Raw genomic sequence first — 20,896 nt, 5'->3', positions numbered from 1 at the left:
TAGAAGCATGGAAGGTGTGTCATGGCTCCCAATAGCAATCTCCCGGTCGCCATCATCGGCGGCGGGCCTGTCGGTCTGGCCGCAGCGGCCCAACTTGTCGGCCGTGGCCTTCCGGTCAAGGTTTACGAGGCCGGTTCCGCGGTCGGCTCGAACCTTCTGGATTGGGGCCATGTGCGGGTCTTCACGCCGTGGCGCTATTGCGTCGATGCCGTCGCCCGAAAACTTCTCGAGAGCCACGGCTGGCAAATGCCGGAGCCGGAGGCATTCCCCACGGCGGACGAAATCGTCGGCCAGTATCTCGCACCGCTCGCAAAGCTTTCCGCACTGGCGCCATCGATCGAAACCAATGCCCGTGTCGTCGCCATTTCGCGGTGGGGAGCCGACAAGGTGTCGAGCAAGGCGCGGGAGACGCGGTCGTTCATGCTTCTGGTCGAAACCGCCGAGGGCACGCGGCGAGACAGCGCCCGGGCCGTGATCGATGCGTCCGGCACCTGGCAGACGCCGAACCCGCTGGGCGCGGGCGGCTTGCTGGCCGAAGGTGAGAGGGAATTTGGAAATCGCATCGCCTACGGCATCCCGGATGTTCTCGGCCGCGACCGTCATCTCTATGCAGGTCACACGACACTGGTGGCGGGCGCTGGCCACTCCGCCGCCAACGCCTTGCTGGAACTGGACAGGCTTGCGCAAACCGAGCCGGGCACCTCGGCGCTATGGGTAACGCGCAGCACCGATCTCGTCCGCATCTACGGCGGCGGCGATGCCGACGCCTTGCCGGCGCGCGGCGAGCTTGGCTCCGATGTCCGGGAGCTCGCCGAGAGCGGACGCGTGCGGCTGGTGACGGGCTTTGCCACGGTTGCCATTCGCGAGGTCGACGGCCGGCTGTTGGTCGAAGGCCAGACAACGGGTGGACTGCGCACGCTCGGCCCCGTCGACAGGATCATCGCCGCGACGGGTCAGCGCCCCGATCTCGCCTTGACCCGCGAGCTTCGGCTGGACCTCGATCCGTGGCTTGAAGGCGTCAAGGCGCTGGGGCCGCTCATCGATCCCAATGAACATTCCTGCGGCGATGTGCCGCCGCATGGTCATCGCGAGCTCAGCCACCCCGAGCCCGATTTCTACACGGTCGGCGTCAAAAGCTATGGCCGGGCGCCGACATTCCTGCTGCTGACCGGCTACGAACAGGTCCGCTCGGTCGCCGCGGCACTCGCCGGAGATATGGAAGCGGCCGATGCCGTGCAGCTGGTGTTGCCCGAGACCGGCGTCTGCACCGTGCCGGCGTCACTTTCAGGTTCGTCATCTCAGGGTTGCTGCGGCGGGCCGGCGCCGGCTGCTGTCGATGCCTGCTGTGTCGACGACGCCAAGGCGAAAGCCAGCGGCAAGTCGGGATGCGGCTGCGGCAGCACGCAGTCCGTCGCCGCGCACAGCGGCGATCTCGAGATCGTGGATGCCGCTCAATGAGCGACCTGAAGATCCCGGCGACCGCGCTCTCGGCGTTGGGGCTGACGCAGATCATCGGCTACGGCACACTCTATTACAGCTTCAGCATCCTGGTGCCGTCGATCGCGCTCGAGTTCGCCTGGCCGGAACAATGGGTCTTCGGCGCCTTGTCGGCATCACTGCTGGTGGGTGGACTGTTTGCCCCGACAGCCGGGCGCTGGGCCGATCGCTTCGGCGCCGGCCGGGTGATGACCTTTGGTTCGGCAGCGGCCGCGGCAGCACTTGTCGCTTGCGCGCTGGCACCCGGTCGGGTGACCTTCGTTTTGGCCCTGATGGCCATGGAACTGGCGTCCGCGTTCGTGCTCTACAGCGCTGCTTTCGTGGCGATCGTCCAGATCGGCGGAGCCAGGGCGCAGCGAAGCATCACCCATCTGACGCTGATCGCCGGCTTCGCCTCCACCCTGTTCTGGCCGCTGACGGCCGCACTGCACGAATACCTGACCTGGCGCGAGGTCTATCTGGTCTTTGCCGCCATCAACGTCGCCATCTGCCTGCCGATCCATGCCTGGCTGGCGCGGCTGTCGCGTCGGATAGGTGAAAGCGCTTCGGCGGCACCTGCGGTCATCGGGCCGGCTGGCGGTGCGGTTGCCTTTACCCCGCGCGACCGCAGCAGAGTGTTTCTGCTCATGCTTGGCGGCTTCGCGGTCGAGGGTTTCGTGCTGTCCTCGATCCTCGTTCACATGGTGCCGCTGACGACGGCGCTCGGACTTGGCTCGGCCGGGCTTGTCGTCACCACGCTTTTCGGCCCGTCCCAGGTGGCGAGCCGGCTCATCAACATGCTGTTCGGCGGCCGGCTGGCGCAGACCTGGCTTGCGGTGATCGGCGCGACATTGCTGCCGCTCGGCCTTGTCGTGCTGCTGGCGACGACACCATTGGTGGCCGGCGCCATCGCCTTCGTCATCCTGTTTGGATTGGGCTCGGGTCTCGCCAGCATCGTCGGCGGCACGCTGCCCCTGGAACTGTTCGGACGGGAGCGTTACGGCGCCCGGCTCGGCTGGGTGACGGCGGCGCGTCAGTTCTCGTCGGCACTTGCACCATTTGCCCTCGCCATGGCGATGGCAGGCATGGGCGTCCAACCATCGCTCTGGCTGGCCGCAGCGGTCGGCATGCTCGGCATACTGGCTTTCTCGGCAATCATCCTGGTCAGAAGGCAGCCTCTTGAGGCTGCGATACCTCTTGTGAATGCCAATAGCAGTTGATCCTAACAGTCCGCCGCCCAGATCGGCGGATGCCGCATCGCCCACTGCGTTACCTGCTCCAGTTCATGGGCAATGCGAAGCAGCCGGTGATCCTCATTCTGGCGGGCAACGAGCTGGATGCCGATCGGCACGCCGCCCTCGGACTGAAAGAGCGGAAGACTGGCGGCGGGCTGCCCGGTGACGTTGAAGATCTCAGTAAAGGGTGCGAATCCGTAGGCCCTGTTTGCCCATTCCTGATAGTCGAAATGCGCGCCGTTGCCGTTGATCTCTCCGAGCCGGGGCGGCAATTCGGCCGTGGTCGGCGTCATGATCAGATCGAACCGATCGAACTTTCTCGCCATGGCGAGAGACGCTCGATGGGTGCAACTCTGCGCGTTGATGAAGTCGGCCGCCGAGGATTGTTCGAAGCGTTCCAGCGCGTGGCGGCTCAGTCGCTCGATTTCACCGTTTCCCGGCATGCGGCCGATCTCACCGGCTCGTTCCCGGATGGTCAGGCCAATCTCCGACATCCAGAGGAGGCTCCAGCCGTCGCCGCAATCGGCCTCGGGTGGAAACGATGCTTCCTCCACCTCGTGCCCCAGCCCCTCGAGCAGCGCCATGGCTTCCAGAAACCGGGCCTTGATTTCGGGCGCGATGTCAGTGCCATCGGCTCGCCGCCCCAGGCAGGCGATGCGCAGGCGCTCGCTCGGCGTGCGCAGCCAGTCGAAGTAGGAGGGCACCGACCTGGATACGCGGTAAGGCGCCCCCGGTTCGGGGCCGGCGGTCATATCCAGCATGGCGGCGCTGTCGCGGACCGTGCGCGAAAGCACGTTTTCGGCATGGAGTCCGGCGCCGACCTCGCCGCGATAAGGGCCGAGAGGATTAAGGGCGCGGGAAGGTTTTAGGCCGAACAAGCCGCAGCAGGCCGCCGGCACGCGGATCGATCCGCCAATATCGGAGCCATGGGCTACGGGCACCATGCCGCTCGCGACAGCGGCAGCAGCCCCGCCGCTCGACCCGCCAGCCGTGACCGTCAGATCCCAGGGATTTAGCGTCGGCCCGCGGAAGGCCGGCTCGGTCACGAAATCATTGGCATATTCCGGCGTGTTCGTTTTTCCTAGGAAGACCAGGCCGGCTGCCCGCCACCGCCGGACGATCTCGCTATCGGGTTTGGGCGCGGCATCCCGGAAATAGGCGGAGGAATGCGTTGTCGGCCAGTCGGCCGTGTGGATACCGGTATCCTTTATGAGAAATGGAACGCCGGCTAAACGTGCGCTCCGATCCAGGCTCCTTGCGCTGGAGCGAGCGCCTTCGACATCGACCAGGGTCACGGCATTGAGGACAGGATTGATCCTTGCGGTCGCCTCGATTGCCGCCTCGACGACCTCGATGGCGGACAGGTCGCCGGAGCGAACCTGTTCGGACAGCGCAACGGCATCGAGCGCCGCATATTCCGACAGCTTCATGGCTGGCTCATTTGCCTCGGCTCATTGCGTGCCGGAAAATGTGCAGTGATCAGCTGGGCGACCAGGGCCGGGTCCTCCCAGTGCGGGTTGTGGCCGCTATTTGCGGCTTCGACGACTGCAGCGGTGGGAAAGGCATCTACCAGCCGCTGCCGATGCATACTGTCGAACAGGGGATCGCGCCCGCCGTTTACGATCAGCGTATCGACCTTGACGCTTCGCGCAGCCGCCGTGAGATCGGTGCGGCGCACCTGGTCCAGTATGGCGCGCCAGCGTGGCGCCGGCATGGTCGACGCCTCCGCCGCCGCCATTGCGAGAAAGTCGGGTGGAACGTCCGCCTCGCAGGCGTGCCAATAGGCATAAAACGGGTCCGTCGGCGATATCGGGTCGCGCAGCGATTGCACCCCGACGACCATTGGATGCGCATCGGGTATTTCGGGCTGCAGCGTGCCCGCGAGCAGCACAAGCCCACCGGCCAAAGCCGGATGCCGGGCAACGATCTCGATGGCAATCATGCTGCCCAGCGAATGGCCCACCAGAATCGGCCGCACGAGCTGCAGCCTGGCAATGAGCGCGGCAAGATCGTCGGCGAAATCGGCCGGCCCGAGGCCGCTCGTCCCGGCCTGCGAGGCGCCGTGCCCGCGCAGGTCCGGGATGATCAGGCGGCGGCCTTCCAGATACGGGACGAGCAGCGAAAAACTGCGGCTCGTGTCGGTAAAGCCGTGGATGAGGACAAGCGGCGGCTCGGCGCCGCCGATCTCGATATAGGCCATGGCGGTCCCGCCGATAGCGACACTTCGCTTGCGGCCGGCCCATCCCTCCTGCATTGCGGAGTTCACAGGCCGAGCTTTGCCTTCACGGCGTCGAGCGCCGGCTTGCCGTCGAAGGTGGTAACGCCTTGCAGCCAGGCGTCGAGCCTTCCCTCATTTTCCGATATCGCCTTCTCAGCGGCATCGAGCGGCGCCATGCCGTCATTGATCAGGTAGCCCATGCCGGTATTCTCGAAGTCGATGTCGAAGCTGAGGTTCTTCAAGAGCTGCGCTGCGTTCGGACAGGCTTCCAGATAGCCCTTGCGCACCTGGGTGCTGACGGTCGCCGCGCCAAAATTGGGCCCGTAGAATTTGTCGCCGCCAGTCAGATATTTGAAGTCGTACATCGTGTTCATCGGATGCGGCGCCCACCCCTGAAAGACGATGAAGTTCTTCTCCTTTATCCGATATCCGACCTCCGACAACATGCCGGCTTCGCTCGACTCGACGACCTCCCATCCGTTCAGACCGAGACTCGGGTCGGCGATGGCGTCCATCATCAACTGGTTCGATCCAGGCTCGATGCCGTACATCTTGTTTCCGAATTTGTCGGCGAATTTCTTGAGGTCGGCCACGTCCTTGACGCCTGCTTCCCAGACATAGGTTGGAACGGCAAATGTGTATTTGGCGCCTTCGAGATTGATGCGGACGGTCTCGACCGAGCCATCCTGCTTGTACGGGCCAAAATTCGCGACCATGGCCGGGTCCCAATAGCCGAGGAAGACGTCGAGATCATTGTTCTTCAGGGCGGCGTAGATGACGTCTATGCCAAGCAGTGTGCTCTGCGGCTTATAGCCGAGAGCGTCGAACAGGACGGAAGCGACACCGGTGGTGAAGGCGAGATCGTTCCAGCCAGGCTCGGCCATGCGGACGACTCTGCATTGTTCCGGTTCCGCGGCCTGGCTCGCCTGCGGCGCAAGCGCCAGAACACACAAGGGCATGCTGAGAAGAACGGTGCGAAGCATTCTGATATCTCCCGTTGTTGACCATTTGGTCTGATTATTGTCCCACTGGTCAATTGTTGATCTCCGTGGACTAGAATGTCAATATGCATTTGCATCGGGAACAATCATGAAACTCACCCGCCTCAGCGACATCCGCCGCAAGGAGCTGCGCCAGGCAGCATTCGCCGTGCTTCAGCGGGAAGGTATAGCCGGCGCAACGATCGAGAAGGTCGCGGCGCAGGCCGGCGCGTCGAAAGGCATCGTGCTGCATTATTTTAGGGATAAGCGAGAGCTGTTCGAACACGCGATGCGCGAGTCGAACCTGGTGCTGCGCGATGCCGTGGTGGCACGGCTGAAAGGTGCGCATACGCCTATGGAAAGGCTCGACGCGGTGATCGACGGCAATTTCGAGCCGCATTTCTTCCAGCCGTCACTTTGTCATGCGTGGCTCTCACTATGCGCGGAGGTGCCGCGCGACGAAAAATTGAAACGCATTCAGCGCGTCATCCACAGCCGGATGCGTTCGAATTTGCTGTCCGGCCTGCGCAGTCTTGTCGTCGAAGCTGATGCAAACGATATCGCTTTCGGCATCACCACGCTGATCGACGGACTATGGCTGCGGCTTGGCCTGCAACCCGGCAGCGTTTCGCGCGACTACGCGCTGCGCCAGGTCAAGGACTATGTCGCCGCGCGACTGGCAAGCGCCGAATCGCCGGCGGCCACGCTCCCCGCATCAGTCGGCGTCGAAAAAGCCAGCTAGCCCGCGCCTGATGGCTGCGCGCCATCCGCATTCGTCCAGCCTGTGCGCAACAGCGAGCCGTCGGCCATGCGCGCTCGACGGGCCGCGAAGCGGTTGATAAGCCCTCTCCCCAAGGAGAGTCGAGACATGACCGTTGCGATCGAGATGGGCCACACGACCGCGGGCGCCCCGGCGGCGCTGGATCTTGAGGAGCTGCTGGCTACCCGCCTTCTGGTGCAGGGCAATTCGGGCTCCGGCAAATCGCATCTGCTGCGCCGGCTGCTGGAGCAGAGTGCCCCCTGGGTGCAGCAGACCATCATCGACCCCGAAGGCGACTTCGTGTCGCTGGGCGATCGTTTCGGCCATTTGGTGATCGATGCCGAGGAGCATACCGAGCGCGGCCTGCAGAGCGCCGGCGAGCGCGCGCGCATCCACCGCGTCTCCACGGTGCTCAATCTCGAAGGGCTCGACGCCGAGAACCAGATGCGGCGTGCCGCCGCTTTTCTCGGCGGGCTGTTCGAGGTCGCCCGCGATCACTGGTATCCGATGCTGGTGGTGGTGGACGAGGCGCAGCTGTTTGCGCCGGCGGTGGCCGGCGAGGTTTCGGACGAGGCGCGCAAACTCTCGCTCGGCGCCATGACCAATTTGATGTGCCGTGGCCGCAAGCGCGGGCTGGCCGGAATCATCGCCACCCAGCGGCTGGCCAAGCTCGCCAAGAACGTCGCCGCCGAGGCGTCCAATTTCCTCATGGGCCGAACCTTTCTCGATATCGACATGGCGCGCGCCGCCGATCTTCTCGGCATGGAGCGGCGCCAGGCCGAGGCTTTTCGCGACCTGGAGCGCGGGCAGTTCATGGCGCTGGGCCCGGCGCTGTCGCGTCGTCCGCTGGGCTTGCGCATCGGCCCGACCGATACAAGTCCGCGCAACGGCACCCCGAGGCTGATGCCGCTGCCGGAAGCGGCATTGGAAGATGCCCGCGCCATCATCCTGGCAGCCCCGCCGCCCGAGACCGTGAGGCCGCAGCGCCGGGCGGCGTCGCCGGACCTGCTCGATCAGCTGATGGCGGCGAAATCGGCGGCGCTGGAAATCCGCCCCGAGCCGGTGGAGCCGCCGATCAGCGCCGAGGATCTGGCGGAGCGGCGTGAGCGGGTCGACCGGGTTCTGCGCGCCGTGCTGGCGCAACCAGATGCGGGTTTCCGTGTCATCGGCGTGCTTTATCAGGAGTTCGTGGTCCGCTGCCGCATCGAGGGCCTCGCATCGGTCGTGCCGGATCTGCCGGAGTTCCGCCGCATGCTGACGCGCGCCCGCGCCGGGCTCGGCTCCGACATGGCAGGCGACGACGCCTGGCAGGATGTCTCGGTGCGCGCCTCGCTGCTGCCCGAGGATATGCAAGGCGTGTTCATGATGATCGCCCGCGCAGCGAAGGAGGGCTGGCCCTGCCCGAGCGATGCGGCGATCGCCCGCGCCTACGGCTCGCACTCGCTGCGCCGCGCCCGCCGCCTGCTGACTTACATCGAGGAGCAGGGGCTGATCGTGTGCCAACTTGACGGGGTTGGCCGGCGGACGGTGACGCTGGTGGAACTGGCCTGGGCGACGGCGCCGGGCGATCCGAATGCGGAGGAGGCGGAGCAGGGGCGTTTGGCTGTGTGAGGTGGATGAAGAGTGCGCGGGAGGAAGAGCTCTTCTTCAAGCTGCAGCTATAGTCGCCTGCTTTGCGCCCATAAGCGGACACTCCGGAACGGCCAATTCCTCGCCCCAGCCACCCGGAAGATTTCTATGCGACGCGTGCGGGTCCCGGCCCGGGTTTGAGCACAGTAGCGAGCACGATGCCAGCGACGATAAAGGCAGCGCCGACCAGGTCGTAGCCGTGCAAGCCCTCGCCAAGCAATAGATAGGCGAGTATGGCGACGAACACTGTCTGCAAATAGAGCAGCATGCTCGCCCGGCTCGCACCAAGCGTTTCCACGCTTTTGTTGTAGAGATAGTACATCAAGGCGCCGCCCGGGCCTGCCAGATAGGCGAGCGCGAGAATGCTATTGACGTCCATGGTGGAGCGTTCGTCGTTGAACAATTCCCATAGATGGAAAGGCAAGGCGACCAGCGCGCCGGCGCCGAGCAGCAGCACGACCATCGGCAAGAGTTCGATGCCGAACCTGGCACGGCGCAAAAGTACGGTGTACAGGCCCCAGCAGAACGCGCTGCCAACGATCCACAACTCGCCAGCGTTGAACTTGAGCTGAAGCAGTGCCGTCAGGTTCCCGTGCGCGACGATGAAAACCATCCCGGCCAGCGCAACCAGCGCGCCAAGCGACTTCCAAAGCCCGAGCGGCTCGCCAAGCACAAAACGGGCGAGCACCATCGTCATGACAGGAGATAGCGCCATGATGATGCCGGCCGTGGTTGCGTCAGTGTCATTGAGGCCGTGGTATATCATGCCCTGGCAGAGCGTCAGGCCGATTGCGCCGACGGCGACGACCTCCACGGCGCGCGTTCGCAAAAGCCCGATCATTGCCTCATGGTGATGATGCACGATCGGCAGCAGGATGGCGCAAGCGAGCGCCAGCCGCCAGAAGCATAGCCCCCAAGGCGGCATTTCAGGCGCCACCCATTTGGCCGCTATATAGACACCGGCCGAAAGCAGCCAGCACAGGACAGCGGTTGGATAGCCGGCCATGGAGGATGCGGGACTGACGGCAGGTTGCGTCGCTTGATGCGCTATCGGCACTGCCTGCATGCCATGCCCTCCCGCGATGAGCCTCAGCCCGAGGGAGGTAATATAGCCTGTGGCGTTGGATCGTGCATCTGGTTTTGGATGGTGGAGGGAACCGGGCCGGCCGCACTATGTCTCCCGATGGGGTGGAAACTCTTTCCCCTGAGTGGAAATGCGTCCTGACTTCGAGGGCGGCAACCTGCCGGCTGCAGCCGGATGCCGGGCGGACATTATGAAACCTTCTGACTATTAAGCCGTTGTCGGCGATGCCAGAGGCTGAATTCAAAGCCAAACCGCCCGGCAGCGCCAAACCGGCCGGTGCGAGAAAGCCGCGCCCGTCGCGCCTAGAGAAATCGCGTCCAGAGGTACCGAGCGAAGAGAAACCAGGCGAAGAGAACGCCCCGGTCGTCGAACCCGCTCCCGAGGTCGACGGCGAGCCCGCGCCGCCGCCGGAGGCGATCGAACCCGATCCTCAGCTGACGCCCGAGCAGGCCGAGCAGGCGCGCAAGAAATATCTGCTGAAGCGCTTCTGGATCAGCGGGCGCGGATACTGGGGCCGCGGCGGCGACAGGCTCGCCTGGCTGTTCACGATCGCGCTGTTGATCTTGATCTGCATCAATGTCGGCTTCCAGTATGGAATCAATGTCTGGAACCGCTCGATTTTCGATGCCATCGAACAACGCAATGCCCGCACCGTTTATTTCCTGAGCGCCGTTTTCCTGCCGCTCGTGTTCGGCAGCGGAAGTCTGGTCGTTGCGCAAGTCTACCTTCGCATGACGATCCAGCGCCGCTGGCGTTCCTGGCTCACCACAGCGGTCATCGCGCGCTGGCTCGCAAACGGCCGCTATTATCAGTTGAACCTCGTCGGCGGCGACCACCAGAATCCCGAAGCCCGCATCGCGGAGGATCTGCGCATTGCCACCGAATCCCCCGTCGACTTCATCGCCGGTGTCCTCAACGCGTTTCTGTCGGCTTCGACCTTCATCGTCGTGCTGTGGACGATCGGCGGGGCGCTGACGCTGACGATCGCGGGTTCGAGCGTCACCATTCCCGGCTTCCTCGTCATCACGGCGGTCGTCTACGCCGCGATCACCTCCACGTCCATGACTGTGATCGGCCGCCATTTCGTCCACCTCTCCGAGGAAAAGAACCAGGCGGAAGCCGAGTTCCGCTACACGCTGACGCGCGTGCGGGAAAACGGCGAGAGCATCGCATTGCTCGGCGGCGAGGAGGAGGAGCGCAGCGGCATCGACAGGAATTTCGGCCATGTGCTCAGGCAATGGGCGCTGCTCACAGGCCAGCACATGCGCACGGCGCTGGTGTCGCAAGGGTCGAGCCTGTTTGCGCCGCTCGTGCCGGTCCTGCTTTGCGCTCCGAAGTTTCTCGAGGGAAGCATGACGCTTGGACAGGTCATGCAGGCTGCGTCCGCCTTTGCCATCGTGCAGGGGGCGTTCGGGTGGCTGGTCGACAACTATCCACGTCTCGCCGATTGGAACGCCTCGGCCCGGCGCATCGCTTCGCTGATGATGTCGCTCGACGGGCTGGAGCGCGCCGAACAGAGCGACGCCCTGGGGCGGATCCAGCGTGGCGAGACCGAAGACGATGCGATGCTCAGCCTCGACAATCTGTCCGTGACGCTCGACGACGGCACCTCCGTGGTCAAGGAAACCGAGGTCGTGATCGAGCCGGGCGAGCGGGTGCTGGTGGCCGGCGAATCGGGTTCGGGCAAGAGCACGCTGGTGCGAGCCGTCGCGGGTCTGTGGCCATGGGGCGGCGGCAGCGTCAGTTTCCACGCTGAGAGACGACTGTTCATGTTGCCACAACGGCCGTACATCCCCTCTGGTACGCTTCGCCGCGCCGTCGCCTATCCAGCGGCGGCCGACAACTGGACGACCAAGCAGATCAAGGCTGCCCTCGACAAGGTGGGCCTCGCCTATCTCGCCGCCAAGATCAAGGAAGACGCGCCATGGGACCAGACCTTGTCGGGTGGCGAAAAGCAGCGGCTCGCCTTCGCGCGCCTCCTCCTGCACAGTCCCGATATCGTCGTCCTGGATGAAGCGACCTCAGCGCTCGATGAGAAGAGCCAAGGCAGGATGATGGAGGTGCTGCTCCACGAATTGCCCGATGTCACCATCATAAGCGTGGCGCACCGAGCCGAGCTGGAAGCCTATCACAGCCGCAAGATCACCCTGGAGCGGCGCAAGGACGGCGCAAAGCTTGTCAGCGATATCGAGCTTGTCCCGCGCAAGGGCAAACGGAACCTGTTCACGCGCGCCCTATGGGGCTCCGGTGCGGCCGACAAGCGGCGTGCAGGGGAGTAGGCTCGTGATGGCTGGGACGGAGAATTGCAAGACCGCATGGCCGCAACGGTCAACGTGTGCAGACGTAAGTCGACTTGCCAGAAGCAGGCGCCGTGGCGCCTTCACCTCTCTTCCACAATCCGCAAATACGCCGCCGTCACGAACAGCACGATCAACCCGAACAATATCCGCCGCGCGCCCCTCCGGCATCTGCAGGATGGTCAGCAGCGTTGTCAGCACGGTGAGGATCAGGGCGCCGATGATGGTGCCGGTGTAGCCGCCGCGGCCGCCGAAAATCGAGGCGCCGCCGATCACGGCGGCTACCATCGAAGGCAGCACTAGCGGTTCTTTAGTTAGTTCCCGAAGCGCCGATAGACGCTTCGGGGTTGGACGTAGTCTCATTCACTTGCTTGTCGCAGCCTGCTCGATGAGTGCAGCAACAACCTCGGGCTTTGATACATAGACGGCATGGCTGCCGGCGGTTTCTATGACCGTTGATCCGGCACGCCCGGCCATCATGCGCTGCGCCGCCGGCGGGATCATTCGGTCTTCAGACGCAACCAGGTAGTAGCTCGGCTTGGACTTCCATGCCGGATCGGTGACTGCGCCGGTCAGCGCTTCGACGCCCCACGGAACCTGCGAATCGGCCATGAACGATGCCACATCGGCGTCTACGTCTGCGGCGAACGAGGCAGCGAACTTGTCCTTGTCGAGGAAGAGGAAACCATCCATGGGCGGCAGGATCGGAGGCACAGGCGCGCCAGCAGGCGGGTTGGCGATCAGCGAGGAAACGGACTCGCCCTTGTCCGGTGCGAACGCGGCAATGTAGACGACAGCTTTCACCTTCTCGTCCGTTCCGGCTTCGCTGACGACGACGCCACCATAAGAATGGCCGACGAGAACGACAGGGCCGTCCTGTTCGGCAATCGCGCGCCTTGTCACGGCTACATCGTCATCCAACGAGGTCGTCGGATTCTGAACGATGGTGACGTTGTAACCGTCCTTCTTCAGGATGTTGTAGACGCCTTGCCAGCCCGAACCATCGACGAAGCCGCCGTGGACGAGAACGACGTTCTTTACGCCTGCCGGCTGTGCGGCGGCGGGTGTGAGAGCGGTTGCCGCCATTGCAAGTGTCGTAGCGGCGGCAATGAGGGTCTTGATCATATCGGCATCTCCTTGTTTATCACGATAATCATTATCGCGATAATCAACGTGTACAGATGCGCATTCGGCTTGTAAAGCGATTTCTTTATCGCGATATCATTTTCTGTGATAATGGACTTCCGCGCCACGAAATGGAGACTACAATGGCCAACGACCCCGTGCTACCGCTTGATGGTCAGCTTTGCTTTTCGATCTATTCCGCCTCGATCGCCATTCAGCGTGTCTACAAGCCGATGCTGGACGAGCTTGGCGTCACCTATACCCAGTACCTGGTATTGAGCGCCCTTTGGGAGCGCGACGGACTAACGATCGGCGTTATCGCTGACAGGCTGGCGCTGGAGCCAAGCACGATCACGCCTGCCGTAAAGCGCCTCGAAGCTGCGGGCTTTGTTGCTCGCCAGCGCAGCACAACGGATGAGCGGCAGGTGCAGGTCCATCTCAGTGAAAAGGGCGCTAGCCTTCACGCCAAGACAGGCTGCTTGACGGCCGCCCTACTGCTCCATTCGGGCTTCACGGTGCCCGAAATGATCGAGCTAAACCGTAAAGTGCAGTTGCTGCGCGACGGTATGAGAGACGCTGCCGCCCCAACTCCCGTCGCGTAATCCTCGCTACGGCGTCTGCTTTCGCCGGTAGCGGTCCTATTGGCGGATAAGCCGGCTGTCCCCTTCGGGTCACAAGCAGCTGCTCGCGCCACCCCCTACCGATCCTCAATAATCCTCAAATACGCCGCCGTAACGAACAGCACGATCAGCCCAAACAATATCCGCCTTGCCCCCTCCGGCATCTGCAGGATGGTCAGCAGCGTCGTCAGCACGGTGAGGATCAGGGCGCCGATGATCGTGCCGGTATAGCCGCCGCGGCCGCCGAAGATCGAGGTGCCGCCGATCACGGCGGCTGCCACCGAAGGCAGCACCAGCGGTTCGGCCAGCGACAGCGACGGCGCCTTGATCAGGCCGATATAGAGCAGGCCGGTGATGCCGGCGAGCACGCTCGAGATGACGTAGAGCGCGGTGATGACCTGCCAGTAGCGGACGCCGGACAGGCGTGCCGCCCCTTCATTGTCGCCGACCGCGTAAAGCAGGCGGCCAAAGCCGGTGCGGCTCAAGGTGAAGACGATGAGGATGGCAACGGGCACGAACAACAGCAGCGCATTGGGTATGCCATAGGTGAGGCCGGTGCCGAGCCAGGCCAGGAAGGGCGGGATCTTGGCGCCCGAAGCGATGACGGTGCGCTGGTAGACCTGCAGGCAGCCGGTGCCGATCAGGCTGGTGCCAAGCGTCATGATCAGCGGGTGCACGCGAAAGACGCCGACGCCGATGCCGTTGACCAGGCCGATCAGCACCGCCGGCACCAATGCGATGAGGATCGCTACCGCCGGGTCATGGTTGACGACCTGCGTCGCCATGATGAAGGCGCTCATCGTCGCCACGGTTCCGACCGACAGGTCGATGCCGCCGGTCAGCATGGTCATAGTCTGGCAGCCGGCAAGAATTGCCAGCGGGATGGCGAATTTGACCGTGTTGGCGAGCCAGCGCTCGTTGACGATGCCGGGGCGCAGGATCTGCAGGATCACCACCAGCATGACCAGCAGGATGATCAGCGGGATCAGCGGCCGGTCGGCCATGAACCGCTTGAGGCGGCGGCCGAAGGATACGGGAGTGATCGCGGTTGTGCTCATGAGATTGCTCGCGATTGGTTTTGCCCGGGGCAGGACAGAGGGGGGCGCCGTAGAGCGCCGAGCCTCACTTCATTCCGATGCGCCAACCTCACGGCATTGCTCATCATTGCCGCCCTCTCATCGTAATAAACGCGCCGAACATCACCACGGCGACCATGATGGCGCCCTCGATGATTGCGGTGACGTTGGGATCGATGGCCAGAAGCGTCAGGTCGGTGCGCACCAGCCGCAGCACGAAGACGGCGACGATCGGGCCGAGCAATCCGCCCTTGCCGCCGCCAAGGGCGACGCCGCCGAGCACCACCGCCGCGACGCTGGCAAGAAGATAGGGGCCGGGGATAGGGGCGCCGATGCCGGTGCTCATAGTCAGCGCCAGTCCGCCCATGGCGCCGAAAAGCCCCGACAGGGCATAGGCGATGATCTTGGTTCGCGCGACAGGCACGCCGCTGCGAAATGCTGCCAGCTCGCTGCTGCCGATGGCGTAGATCGACAGGCCGAGTTTTGAGCGTTTGAGGGGTATCCAGATGATGCAAAGGCAGACGATGAGCAGCACCAGCGCCTTCGGTATCCAGGCAGAGATCCCCGGCAGCCCCGGAATCGGGACGGTGCCGATGATGGTCGCCCGCAGCCATTCGGCCACCCCACCGCCGGGCGCGCCGAGGACGAGCAGCGCCGCGCCCTGCAGAACGAAGAGAGTGGCCAGCGTGACGACGATGTCGGGCACGCGGGTAACCACGATCAGCATGCCGTTGACGGCGCCCAGCACCAGCCCCATGGCCAGCACGAACGGCACCACGAACAGCGCGTATTCCTCGCTGGCGCCGTCCATCATCGAGGCGGCGGTGACGCTGGTCAGCGCCATCATGGCGCCGACGGAAAGATCGATGCCACCGGCGATGACGACAATCGTCTGGGCGGCCACGGCAAAGGCGTAAGGCAGCACCGCGCGCACCAGCGAGCCGAAATCGCCGCTGCCATAGCCCGGCTGGATCAGCTTGGTGATCACCAACAGCACCACGAACAGGACAATCAGGCCGGCGACCCAGCCCTGGCGGCGGATAAGGCGGCTCAAGGCGTCACCGCCGGGTTCGCGCCAGCAAGGATGCCGACATCCTCCTTGGCGCCGCGCGGCAAGCCGTAAGCGGCGCGCATCAGCGCCGGCTCGTCGGCGAGTTCGACGGGGAAGACATCGACGACGCGGCCCCCAAAGATGACGATGACGCGATCGCAGACACGCTGCACCTCCTCGAGCTCGGACGTATAGAACAGCACCGACTTGCCCTGGTCGGCGAGTTGGCGCAGCAGCTTGTAGATCTCCTGCTTGGTGCCGACATCGATGCCGCGCGTCGGGTCGAAGCAGAGGATGGTCTGTGCCTCAGCGGCGATCCAGCGGGCGATCGTCACCTTCTGCTGGTTGCCGCCGGACAGGCGCTGCACCTCGCGTTGGGCGCGCGTGTCGATCTGCAGCCGCTCGATCGCATTGACGACCCTGGAGCCTTCCTGCCGCATGTTGATCGGCCCCCAGTTGCGCAAGGCGGCGCTGAACGGGAGCGCGATGTTCTCGCGCACCGAGCGCTGCATGGCGAGAGCCTCGGTGCGGTCGCCGGGCACATAGGCGATGCCGGCGCGGATCGCATCGGCCGGATGCGCGAATTTCACCGGCTGCCCGTCCACTTCGATCGTCCCGCCGGACGGGCGGATGGAGCCGGCAAGTGCTGCGAAGAGCTCGTCCTGGCCTTGTCCCTCAAGCGCGACGACGCCTGCGACTTCGCCATTCGCCAGCTCGAACGAGACGTCGTTGAGCTTGGTGCCGACACGAAGGTTCGCCACGCCGAGGCGCGGACGGCTATCCCCAGGCGAGGCGGCCTGGCTGGCCTGGCGCGCGGCCACTCGCGTCTTTTCGACCTTGGCGCCGAGCATCATCTCGACGATGCGCTCCTCGACGCCCGGTTCGATGTCGACGACGCCGACGGTCTCACCGTCGCGAAGCACGGTGGCGCGGTCGCAAAGCGCCGATATCTCGACAAAGCGGTGGGAAATGAAGATCACCGAACGGCCGCTGTCGCCTTGCCGGCGCACGACTTCGAGCACTTTTTCGGCAAGGTTTGCCGGCAGTGCTGCGGTCATCTCGTCGAGCAGCAAAACGTCGGGCTCGACGGCCAGTGCGCGCGCCAGATCGAGCACGCGCAGCACGGCAAGCGGGATGTCACGCGCGGTGTCGCGTATGTCGAGATCGGGAATGCCGAGCTCGCGCACCCAGGCGCGGAACGGCTCGACCGGCGTGTCGGTCAGGCGAAGGTTGGAGGCGACGTCGAGATCCGGAATGAGCGATGGCTCCTGATAGACCGGAAGCAGGCCAGCGCGGCGCGCATCGGCGGGCGAGCGCACGTCGCGGGCTTCGCCGCGGATCAGGATATGCCCGGCATCGGCGCGGATGGCGCCGGTCAGGATCTTGACCAGCGTCGATTTGCCGGCGCCATTGGCGCCCATCAGGGCGTGAACCTCACCCGGCAGAACCGACAGCGATGCGTTGCGCAACGCCACCACGGCGCCGTAGGTCTTCACGACACCGGTGGCGTCCAGGAGGGGATCTTGCTGCAGAGGGTTTGTTGTCAAAACGTGTTGTTCTCGTCCAAACTATCCAAATGTTTATGACGCCAACCACTTACGCTGTCCGCATCAGAAACCAAACTCTCTTGCTGGCGCTCTACGGCGCCCCCCTCTGTCCTGCCGGACATCTCCCCCACAAGGAGGGAGATTGGCAGCTTTGACGCCGGCCCTCTTCTTGCAACGCCGAAGATTGGCCAAAGCCCTGGTGACGGCTGATCTCCCCCCTCGTGAGGGAGATGTCCGGCAGGACAGAGGGGGGCGCCGTAGAGCGCCAGTCTATCAAATCTTTGCGTAGCGAGGACGGCAGCCCGCCGTCCTCGCCACGCTGCTCGAAGCGGTCATTACTCGCCCGGGCCCTTGCAGGCGACGATCTGGTCCTTGGTGTAGGTGGTCCAGTCCGGGATGGAGATCGAGACCGGCCATTCCGGGCTCAGCGACGGATCGGCCGCGCCCTTCAGCTTGGCCTTGCCCTCCTCGGTGGCGTTCTCCCAGAGCTGCGGCTCGACCAGCACGGTCTGCTCCGCCGGCTTCTTGCCGTTCAGGATCTGAAGGGCCAGCGTCACGCCGGCGCCGCCGATCGAACCGGGGTTGGTCACCGCCGCGCCGACAAGGCCTTCGACCGAGTTCAACTGACCGACGAAGCCGGCATTGTCGGCGCCGACCACCGGCACCAGCGGCGTCTGCGACTCGACCAGCGCATCGACGATCACATTGTCGATGCCCGAGGTCCAGATGCCGTTGACGGGCGTTCCGGTGGCGATGAAATCGAGGATCTGCTGCTTGGCCTGATCCTGCTGCCAGCCGGTGAAGACCTCATGCACGACCTTGACGTCGGGGAATTCGGCGAGCGCCTTCTTGAAGCCCTTGTCGCGGTCGCTGTCGGCCGAGGCTCCGGCCGCACCCCGCATATAGACGACGTCGCCCTTGCCGCCGATCTGCTGGAACAGCCATTTGGCGCCGAGATAGGCGTACTGTTCCTGGTTGTTGGAGATGATGTAGGCCGACGGCTCGGTGACCGCCTGGTCGACGGCGACGACGACGATGCCGGCCTTGGTGGCTTCCTCAAGGGCTGACTTGATGCCGGCCGGATCGGCCGGGTTGACGACGATGGCGTTGACCTTGGCGCTGATCAGGTTGCGGATGTCCTCGAGCTGGCCGGCGGCGTCGGTGTTGCGGTGGGCGATGTTCAGCTTGGTTACTTCGCCGGAGGCCAGCGCCTGCGCCTTCATCGCGCAGATCATCTCCTCACGCCAGCCATTGCCCTGCACCGTGTTGGAAATGCCGATCGTGTATTTCGCTTCAGCGGCCGAGACGCCCACCGAAGCCATCAAGGCCGCGCCGGCGAGCAGCGGGACCATTGCCAGATATTTCCTGTTACGCATGTAAGTCTTCCTCCACATTGATTTCGGTTCAGTTCAAAAAGGTGTCACTTCACGAAGGGGCGCAGCACGTCGCGGGCCAGCAGAAAGCCCCGCTTGACCTTGTCGTCGCTCCCTTCAAATCGTCGGTCCTCGTGTTCGATGATGATGGGTCCGTCGTAGCCGGCGCGATAGAGGCCTGAGAAGATGACGTTCCAGTCGACATCGCCGAGCCCCGGCATGCGCGGCACCTGCCAGCCTATGCCGGCCGACAGGATGCCGCGCTCGTAAAGTCCATCAGGATCGATCATCAGGTCCTTGGCATGGGCATGCAGCATGTATGGGCCGAATTCCTTGATGAAGCGGGCCTGGTCGATCATCTGCCAGACCAGATGCGACGGGTCGAAGTTCATGCCAACATCGCCGCCCCAGGCCTCGAGGATGCGGCGCCAGATGTAGGGCGAATAGGCGATGTTGTGCCCGCCCGGCCACTCGTCATAGCTGAAGATCATCGGGCAGTTCTCGAAGGCCAGCTTCACGCCATGGTCACGCGCGTGGGCTATTATGGCGGGCCACACCTTGAGTGCCTCTTCCCAGTTGGCGTCGACGGTTTTCGAAGCGTCGCCGCCGCAGAAGGTGTTGACGACCGGCACGCCCATATGGCTCGCCAGCACGATCACCTTTTTCAGATGGTCGATGACGGTCTGACGGTGGGCGGCATCGGGATGCAGCGGATTGGGGTAGAAACCGAGGCCCGAGATCGACAGGTTCTTTTCCGCCAGTGATGACGCGATTTCCTTGGCTTGCGAGGCCGAAGTCGAGGCGGCGTCGATATGGCTGGTGCCGGCATAACGCCGGGCGGACCCGGAGGATTTCGGCCAGCAGGCGATCTCCAGCGCCTCAAAGCCGACCGAGCTTGACCAATCGGCAACCTCGTCAAGCGAGGTGTCCGCAAACGGTGCGGTGAGCAGTCCGAGCTTCATAGTGCCTCCCTTCCCCTACTATGCCGATTGTGCGGGCCGCTTCAACCGGGCAACCTCGGGTTGTTCCAAACTGCGCCTGACGACTGCCATCGGATTGTCTGAGAGCAGGCCGTCAAGGGCTGATGTAATAGCCCTACGGAAATCATCGTTTGCGGCAAGCTCCGGATCGAAGATCGTGTCGATGGCGAGGATCGCGGCTGCCAAAGCCTCAGTGTCGGCGCCGACCGCGTCGGCAAGGCCGGCGATCCTGTCGCCATAAGGGTCGGACACCGGCCAGCGTCTGCCGAACCGTGCCGAGGAACGGATCAGATAGGCCATCCAGCCTGCAACCGGGACCGACAAGAACGCGATGCTGTCGCCACGCTGCAACCGCTCGCGGATCGGGTTGAGAAGCCGCTGCACGATCTTTTGCGAGCCGTCGGTGGCGATCTGATGGTTGCGATGGCGGATCGCCGTATTTCGCAGGCGAGCGAGGCTTTGCTCGACATAGGCCAGCGGCGCCATGCCCGGCACCGGCATCAGCGTCGGCAGCGTCTCTTCGATCAGCATGCGCCGAACGAAAGTGGCGAGCAGCGGGTCGGCGATCGCATCGGACGTGTGCTCAAGGCCGGCCAGCACGCCGAGCGTGGCAAGCGTGGTCTGGGCGCCGTTGAGCACCCGCATCTTGAGTTGCTCGAACGGCGTGACGTCGCCGACGAAGCTCGCGCCGACCCGGTCCCATCGCGGCACGCGGCCGGCGAATTTTTGTTCGATCACCCATTGCCGGAACGGCTCGCCGACGACCACGGCGGCATCGCGATAGCCGAAATGCTGCTCCACGGTTTCGATGTCGGCCTGAGAGGTCGCTGGCGCGATGCGGTCGACCATGGCCGAGGGGAAAGCGACGTTGGCGGCGATCCAGTCGGCAAGAGCGTTGCTGCGCCGGCTGGCCAAAGCCTGCACCACATTGGCCAGGATGACGCCGTTGGCCGGGATGTTGTCGCAGGAGAGCAGCGTCACCGGACGCCCATGCGAGCTCATCCGCAGTTCAAGCGCCCGCGCCAGAATGCCCGGCACGCTTCGCGGCGTCAGCGGGTTGGCGAGGTCGTGGACAATGTCCGGATGGGTCACATCCAGCGCGCCGCTGGATGGAATGTGGCAATAGCCTTTCTCCGTCACGGTCAGCGTGACCATCTCGATGCCGGCGGAAGCCAGCACGTCGAGCGCGGGTGCCGCGCTCTCCTGGCTGTCGACGACCGAGACGATGCTGCCGACGACGCGCGCCTCGACTTGGGCGTCCTCGCGGATCAGGCGCGTGTAGAGCCCGCCCTGTCGGCCTAGCGTCTCCGCCAGGCCTGGCGGGCGGATGTTGATGCCGACCACGCCCCAGCGATCGAAATGGCTGGACAGGAGATCGTCGGTGTATTCGGCCTGGTGGCAGCGGTGGAAGGCGCCGACGCCGATATGAGCCATGCCGGCGGCCA

General features: G+C 64.3%; 17 protein-coding genes and 1 pseudogene. 6 read left to right on the top strand and 12 right to left on the bottom strand.

Features of this window, described 5'->3' with window-relative positions:
- Positions 1 to 21 precede the first annotated feature (21 nt).
- Positions 22 to 1,458: an NAD(P)-binding protein gene (locus AC0L26_RS11300; protein ID WP_473632578.1), complete on the top strand. Its 1,437-nt coding sequence runs from the start codon at positions 22 to 24 to the stop codon at positions 1,456 to 1,458.
- The gene (arsK, locus tag AC0L26_RS11295) at positions 1,455 to 2,696 is read left to right on the top strand and encodes an arsenite efflux MFS transporter ArsK (protein ID WP_473632577.1); all 1,242 of its coding nucleotides are present in this window, start codon (positions 1,455 to 1,457) and stop codon (positions 2,694 to 2,696) included. The genes AC0L26_RS11300 and arsK overlap by 4 nt, the downstream gene beginning before the upstream one ends.
- A 2-nt stretch (positions 2,697 to 2,698) precedes the next feature.
- Here the strand turns inward: arsK and AC0L26_RS11290 are convergent, their stop codons facing one another.
- From AC0L26_RS11290 to choX, 3 genes are all read right to left on the bottom strand, one after another.
- Positions 2,699 to 4,141 carry an amidase gene (locus AC0L26_RS11290; RefSeq protein ID WP_473632576.1) on the bottom strand — a complete coding sequence of 481 codons (1,443 nt, stop codon included), beginning with the start codon at positions 4,139 to 4,141 and terminating at the stop codon, positions 2,699 to 2,701.
- Positions 4,138 to 4,911 carry an alpha/beta fold hydrolase gene (locus AC0L26_RS11285; protein WP_473632575.1) on the bottom strand — a complete coding sequence of 258 codons (774 nt, stop codon included), beginning with the start codon at positions 4,909 to 4,911 and terminating at the stop codon, positions 4,138 to 4,140. The genes AC0L26_RS11290 and AC0L26_RS11285 overlap by 4 nt, the downstream gene beginning before the upstream one ends.
- A 62-nt stretch (positions 4,912 to 4,973) precedes the next feature.
- Positions 4,974 to 5,888 carry a choline ABC transporter substrate-binding protein gene (gene choX, locus AC0L26_RS11280; RefSeq protein ID WP_473632716.1) on the bottom strand — a complete coding sequence of 305 codons (915 nt, stop codon included), beginning with the start codon at positions 5,886 to 5,888 and terminating at the stop codon, positions 4,974 to 4,976.
- A 130-nt stretch (positions 5,889 to 6,018) separates the two neighbouring features.
- Here choX and betI point away from each other — a divergent pair, with 130 nt between their 5' ends.
- A complete protein-coding gene (gene betI / locus AC0L26_RS11275; RefSeq protein ID WP_473632574.1) occupies positions 6,019 to 6,651 on the top strand; it encodes a choline-binding transcriptional repressor BetI in 633 nt (210 codons plus the stop codon).
- Positions 6,652 to 6,777: 126 nt separating this feature from the next.
- Positions 6,778 to 8,280, top strand: coding sequence for a helicase HerA domain-containing protein (locus tag AC0L26_RS11270; protein WP_473632573.1), 1,503 nt, complete (start codon positions 6,778 to 6,780; stop codon positions 8,278 to 8,280).
- A gap of 124 nt (positions 8,281 to 8,404) precedes the next feature.
- On the opposite strand, the gene AC0L26_RS11265 is transcribed toward AC0L26_RS11270, so the two are convergent.
- A complete protein-coding gene (locus AC0L26_RS11265; RefSeq protein ID WP_473632572.1) occupies positions 8,405 to 9,364 on the bottom strand; it encodes a DMT family transporter in 960 nt (319 codons plus the stop codon).
- Positions 9,365 to 9,606: 242 nt separating this feature from the next.
- Between AC0L26_RS11265 and AC0L26_RS11260 the strand changes: the two genes are divergently transcribed.
- On the top strand, positions 9,607 to 11,661 hold the full coding sequence (locus tag AC0L26_RS11260) for an ABC transporter ATP-binding protein/permease (RefSeq protein WP_473632571.1): 2,055 nt from the start codon (positions 9,607 to 9,609) through the stop codon (positions 11,659 to 11,661).
- Positions 11,662 to 11,762: 101 nt separating this feature from the next.
- Here the strand turns inward: AC0L26_RS11260 and AC0L26_RS11255 are convergent.
- Positions 11,763 to 11,988 (bottom strand): annotated as a pseudogene (locus AC0L26_RS11255) (ABC transporter permease); the annotation flags it as partial.
- 54 nt (positions 11,989 to 12,042) lie between these two features.
- Complete coding sequence (locus AC0L26_RS11250) at positions 12,043 to 12,804, bottom strand: alpha/beta hydrolase (protein WP_473632570.1); 762 nt, start codon at positions 12,802 to 12,804, stop codon at positions 12,043 to 12,045.
- 143 nt (positions 12,805 to 12,947) lie between these two features.
- Here AC0L26_RS11250 and AC0L26_RS11245 point away from each other — a divergent pair, with 143 nt between their 5' ends.
- A complete protein-coding gene (locus AC0L26_RS11245; RefSeq protein WP_473632569.1) occupies positions 12,948 to 13,406 on the top strand; it encodes a MarR family winged helix-turn-helix transcriptional regulator in 459 nt (152 codons plus the stop codon).
- Positions 13,407 to 13,501: 95 nt separating this feature from the next.
- On the opposite strand, the gene AC0L26_RS11240 is transcribed toward AC0L26_RS11245, so the two are convergent.
- The 6 genes from AC0L26_RS11240 to AC0L26_RS11215 form a co-directional block, all read right to left on the bottom strand.
- Positions 13,502 to 14,482, bottom strand: coding sequence for an ABC transporter permease (locus AC0L26_RS11240; protein WP_473632568.1), 981 nt, complete (start codon positions 14,480 to 14,482; stop codon positions 13,502 to 13,504).
- Between the two features lie 103 nt (positions 14,483 to 14,585).
- Complete coding sequence (locus AC0L26_RS11235) at positions 14,586 to 15,554, bottom strand: ABC transporter permease (protein WP_352928497.1); 969 nt, start codon at positions 15,552 to 15,554, stop codon at positions 14,586 to 14,588.
- A complete protein-coding gene (locus tag AC0L26_RS11230) occupies positions 15,551 to 17,083 on the bottom strand; it encodes a sugar ABC transporter ATP-binding protein (protein ID WP_473632715.1) in 1,533 nt (510 codons plus the stop codon). Before AC0L26_RS11230 ends, AC0L26_RS11235 begins: the two co-directional genes overlap by 4 nt.
- Before the next feature lie 350 nt (positions 17,084 to 17,433).
- Positions 17,434 to 18,492, bottom strand: a complete 1,059-nt coding sequence (locus tag AC0L26_RS11225; protein WP_473632567.1) for an ABC transporter substrate-binding protein — start codon at positions 18,490 to 18,492, stop codon at positions 17,434 to 17,436.
- Between the two features lie 26 nt (positions 18,493 to 18,518).
- Complete coding sequence (locus tag AC0L26_RS11220) at positions 18,519 to 19,433, bottom strand: sugar phosphate isomerase/epimerase family protein (RefSeq protein WP_473632566.1); 915 nt, start codon at positions 19,431 to 19,433, stop codon at positions 18,519 to 18,521.
- 18 nt (positions 19,434 to 19,451) lie between these two features.
- On the bottom strand, positions 19,452 to 20,885 hold the full coding sequence (locus AC0L26_RS11215) for a mannitol dehydrogenase family protein (RefSeq protein WP_473632565.1): 1,434 nt from the start codon (positions 20,883 to 20,885) through the stop codon (positions 19,452 to 19,454).
- Between the last annotated feature and the right edge of the window lie 11 nt (positions 20,886 to 20,896).

It is taken from the genome of Mesorhizobium sp. WSM4823 (assembly GCF_055811195.1).
Note: the sequence above shows the minus strand (reverse complement) of the source record. Positions and strands in the feature narration are given on the sequence as shown.

Bases quoted from the DNA above. Each gene is read 5' to 3' on its own strand.
- AC0L26_RS11270 (WP_473632573.1), top strand. From the start codon at position 6,778: ATGACCGTTGCGATCGAGATGGGCCACACGACCGCGGGCGCCCCGGCG.
- AC0L26_RS11220 (WP_473632566.1), bottom strand. From the start codon at position 19,433: ATGAAGCTCGGACTGCTCACCGCACCGTTTGCGGACACCTCGCTTGAC.
- choX (WP_473632716.1), bottom strand. From the start codon at position 5,888: ATGCCCTTGTGTGTTCTGGCGCTTGCGCCGCAGGCGAGCCAGGCCGCG.
- AC0L26_RS11240 (WP_473632568.1), bottom strand. From the start codon at position 14,482: ATGAGCACAACCGCGATCACTCCCGTATCCTTCGGCCGCCGCCTCAAG.
- AC0L26_RS11260 (WP_473632571.1), top strand. From the start codon at position 9,607: ATGCCAGAGGCTGAATTCAAAGCCAAACCGCCCGGCAGCGCCAAACCG.
- AC0L26_RS11300 (WP_473632578.1), top strand. From the start codon at position 22: ATGGCTCCCAATAGCAATCTCCCGGTCGCCATCATCGGCGGCGGGCCT.
- AC0L26_RS11245 (WP_473632569.1), top strand. From the start codon at position 12,948: ATGGCCAACGACCCCGTGCTACCGCTTGATGGTCAGCTTTGCTTTTCG.
- arsK (WP_473632577.1), top strand. From the start codon at position 1,455: ATGAGCGACCTGAAGATCCCGGCGACCGCGCTCTCGGCGTTGGGGCTG.
- betI (WP_473632574.1), top strand. From the start codon at position 6,019: ATGAAACTCACCCGCCTCAGCGACATCCGCCGCAAGGAGCTGCGCCAG.
- AC0L26_RS11225 (WP_473632567.1), bottom strand. From the start codon at position 18,492: ATGTGGAGGAAGACTTACATGCGTAACAGGAAATATCTGGCAATGGTC.
- AC0L26_RS11285 (WP_473632575.1), bottom strand. From the start codon at position 4,911: ATGGCCTATATCGAGATCGGCGGCGCCGAGCCGCCGCTTGTCCTCATC.
- AC0L26_RS11215 (WP_473632565.1), bottom strand. From the start codon at position 20,885: ATGGCTCATATCGGCGTCGGCGCCTTCCACCGCTGCCACCAGGCCGAA.
- AC0L26_RS11290 (WP_473632576.1), bottom strand. From the start codon at position 4,141: ATGAAGCTGTCGGAATATGCGGCGCTCGATGCCGTTGCGCTGTCCGAA.
- AC0L26_RS11265 (WP_473632572.1), bottom strand. From the start codon at position 9,364: ATGCAGGCAGTGCCGATAGCGCATCAAGCGACGCAACCTGCCGTCAGT.
- AC0L26_RS11250 (WP_473632570.1), bottom strand. From the start codon at position 12,804: ATGATCAAGACCCTCATTGCCGCCGCTACGACACTTGCAATGGCGGCA.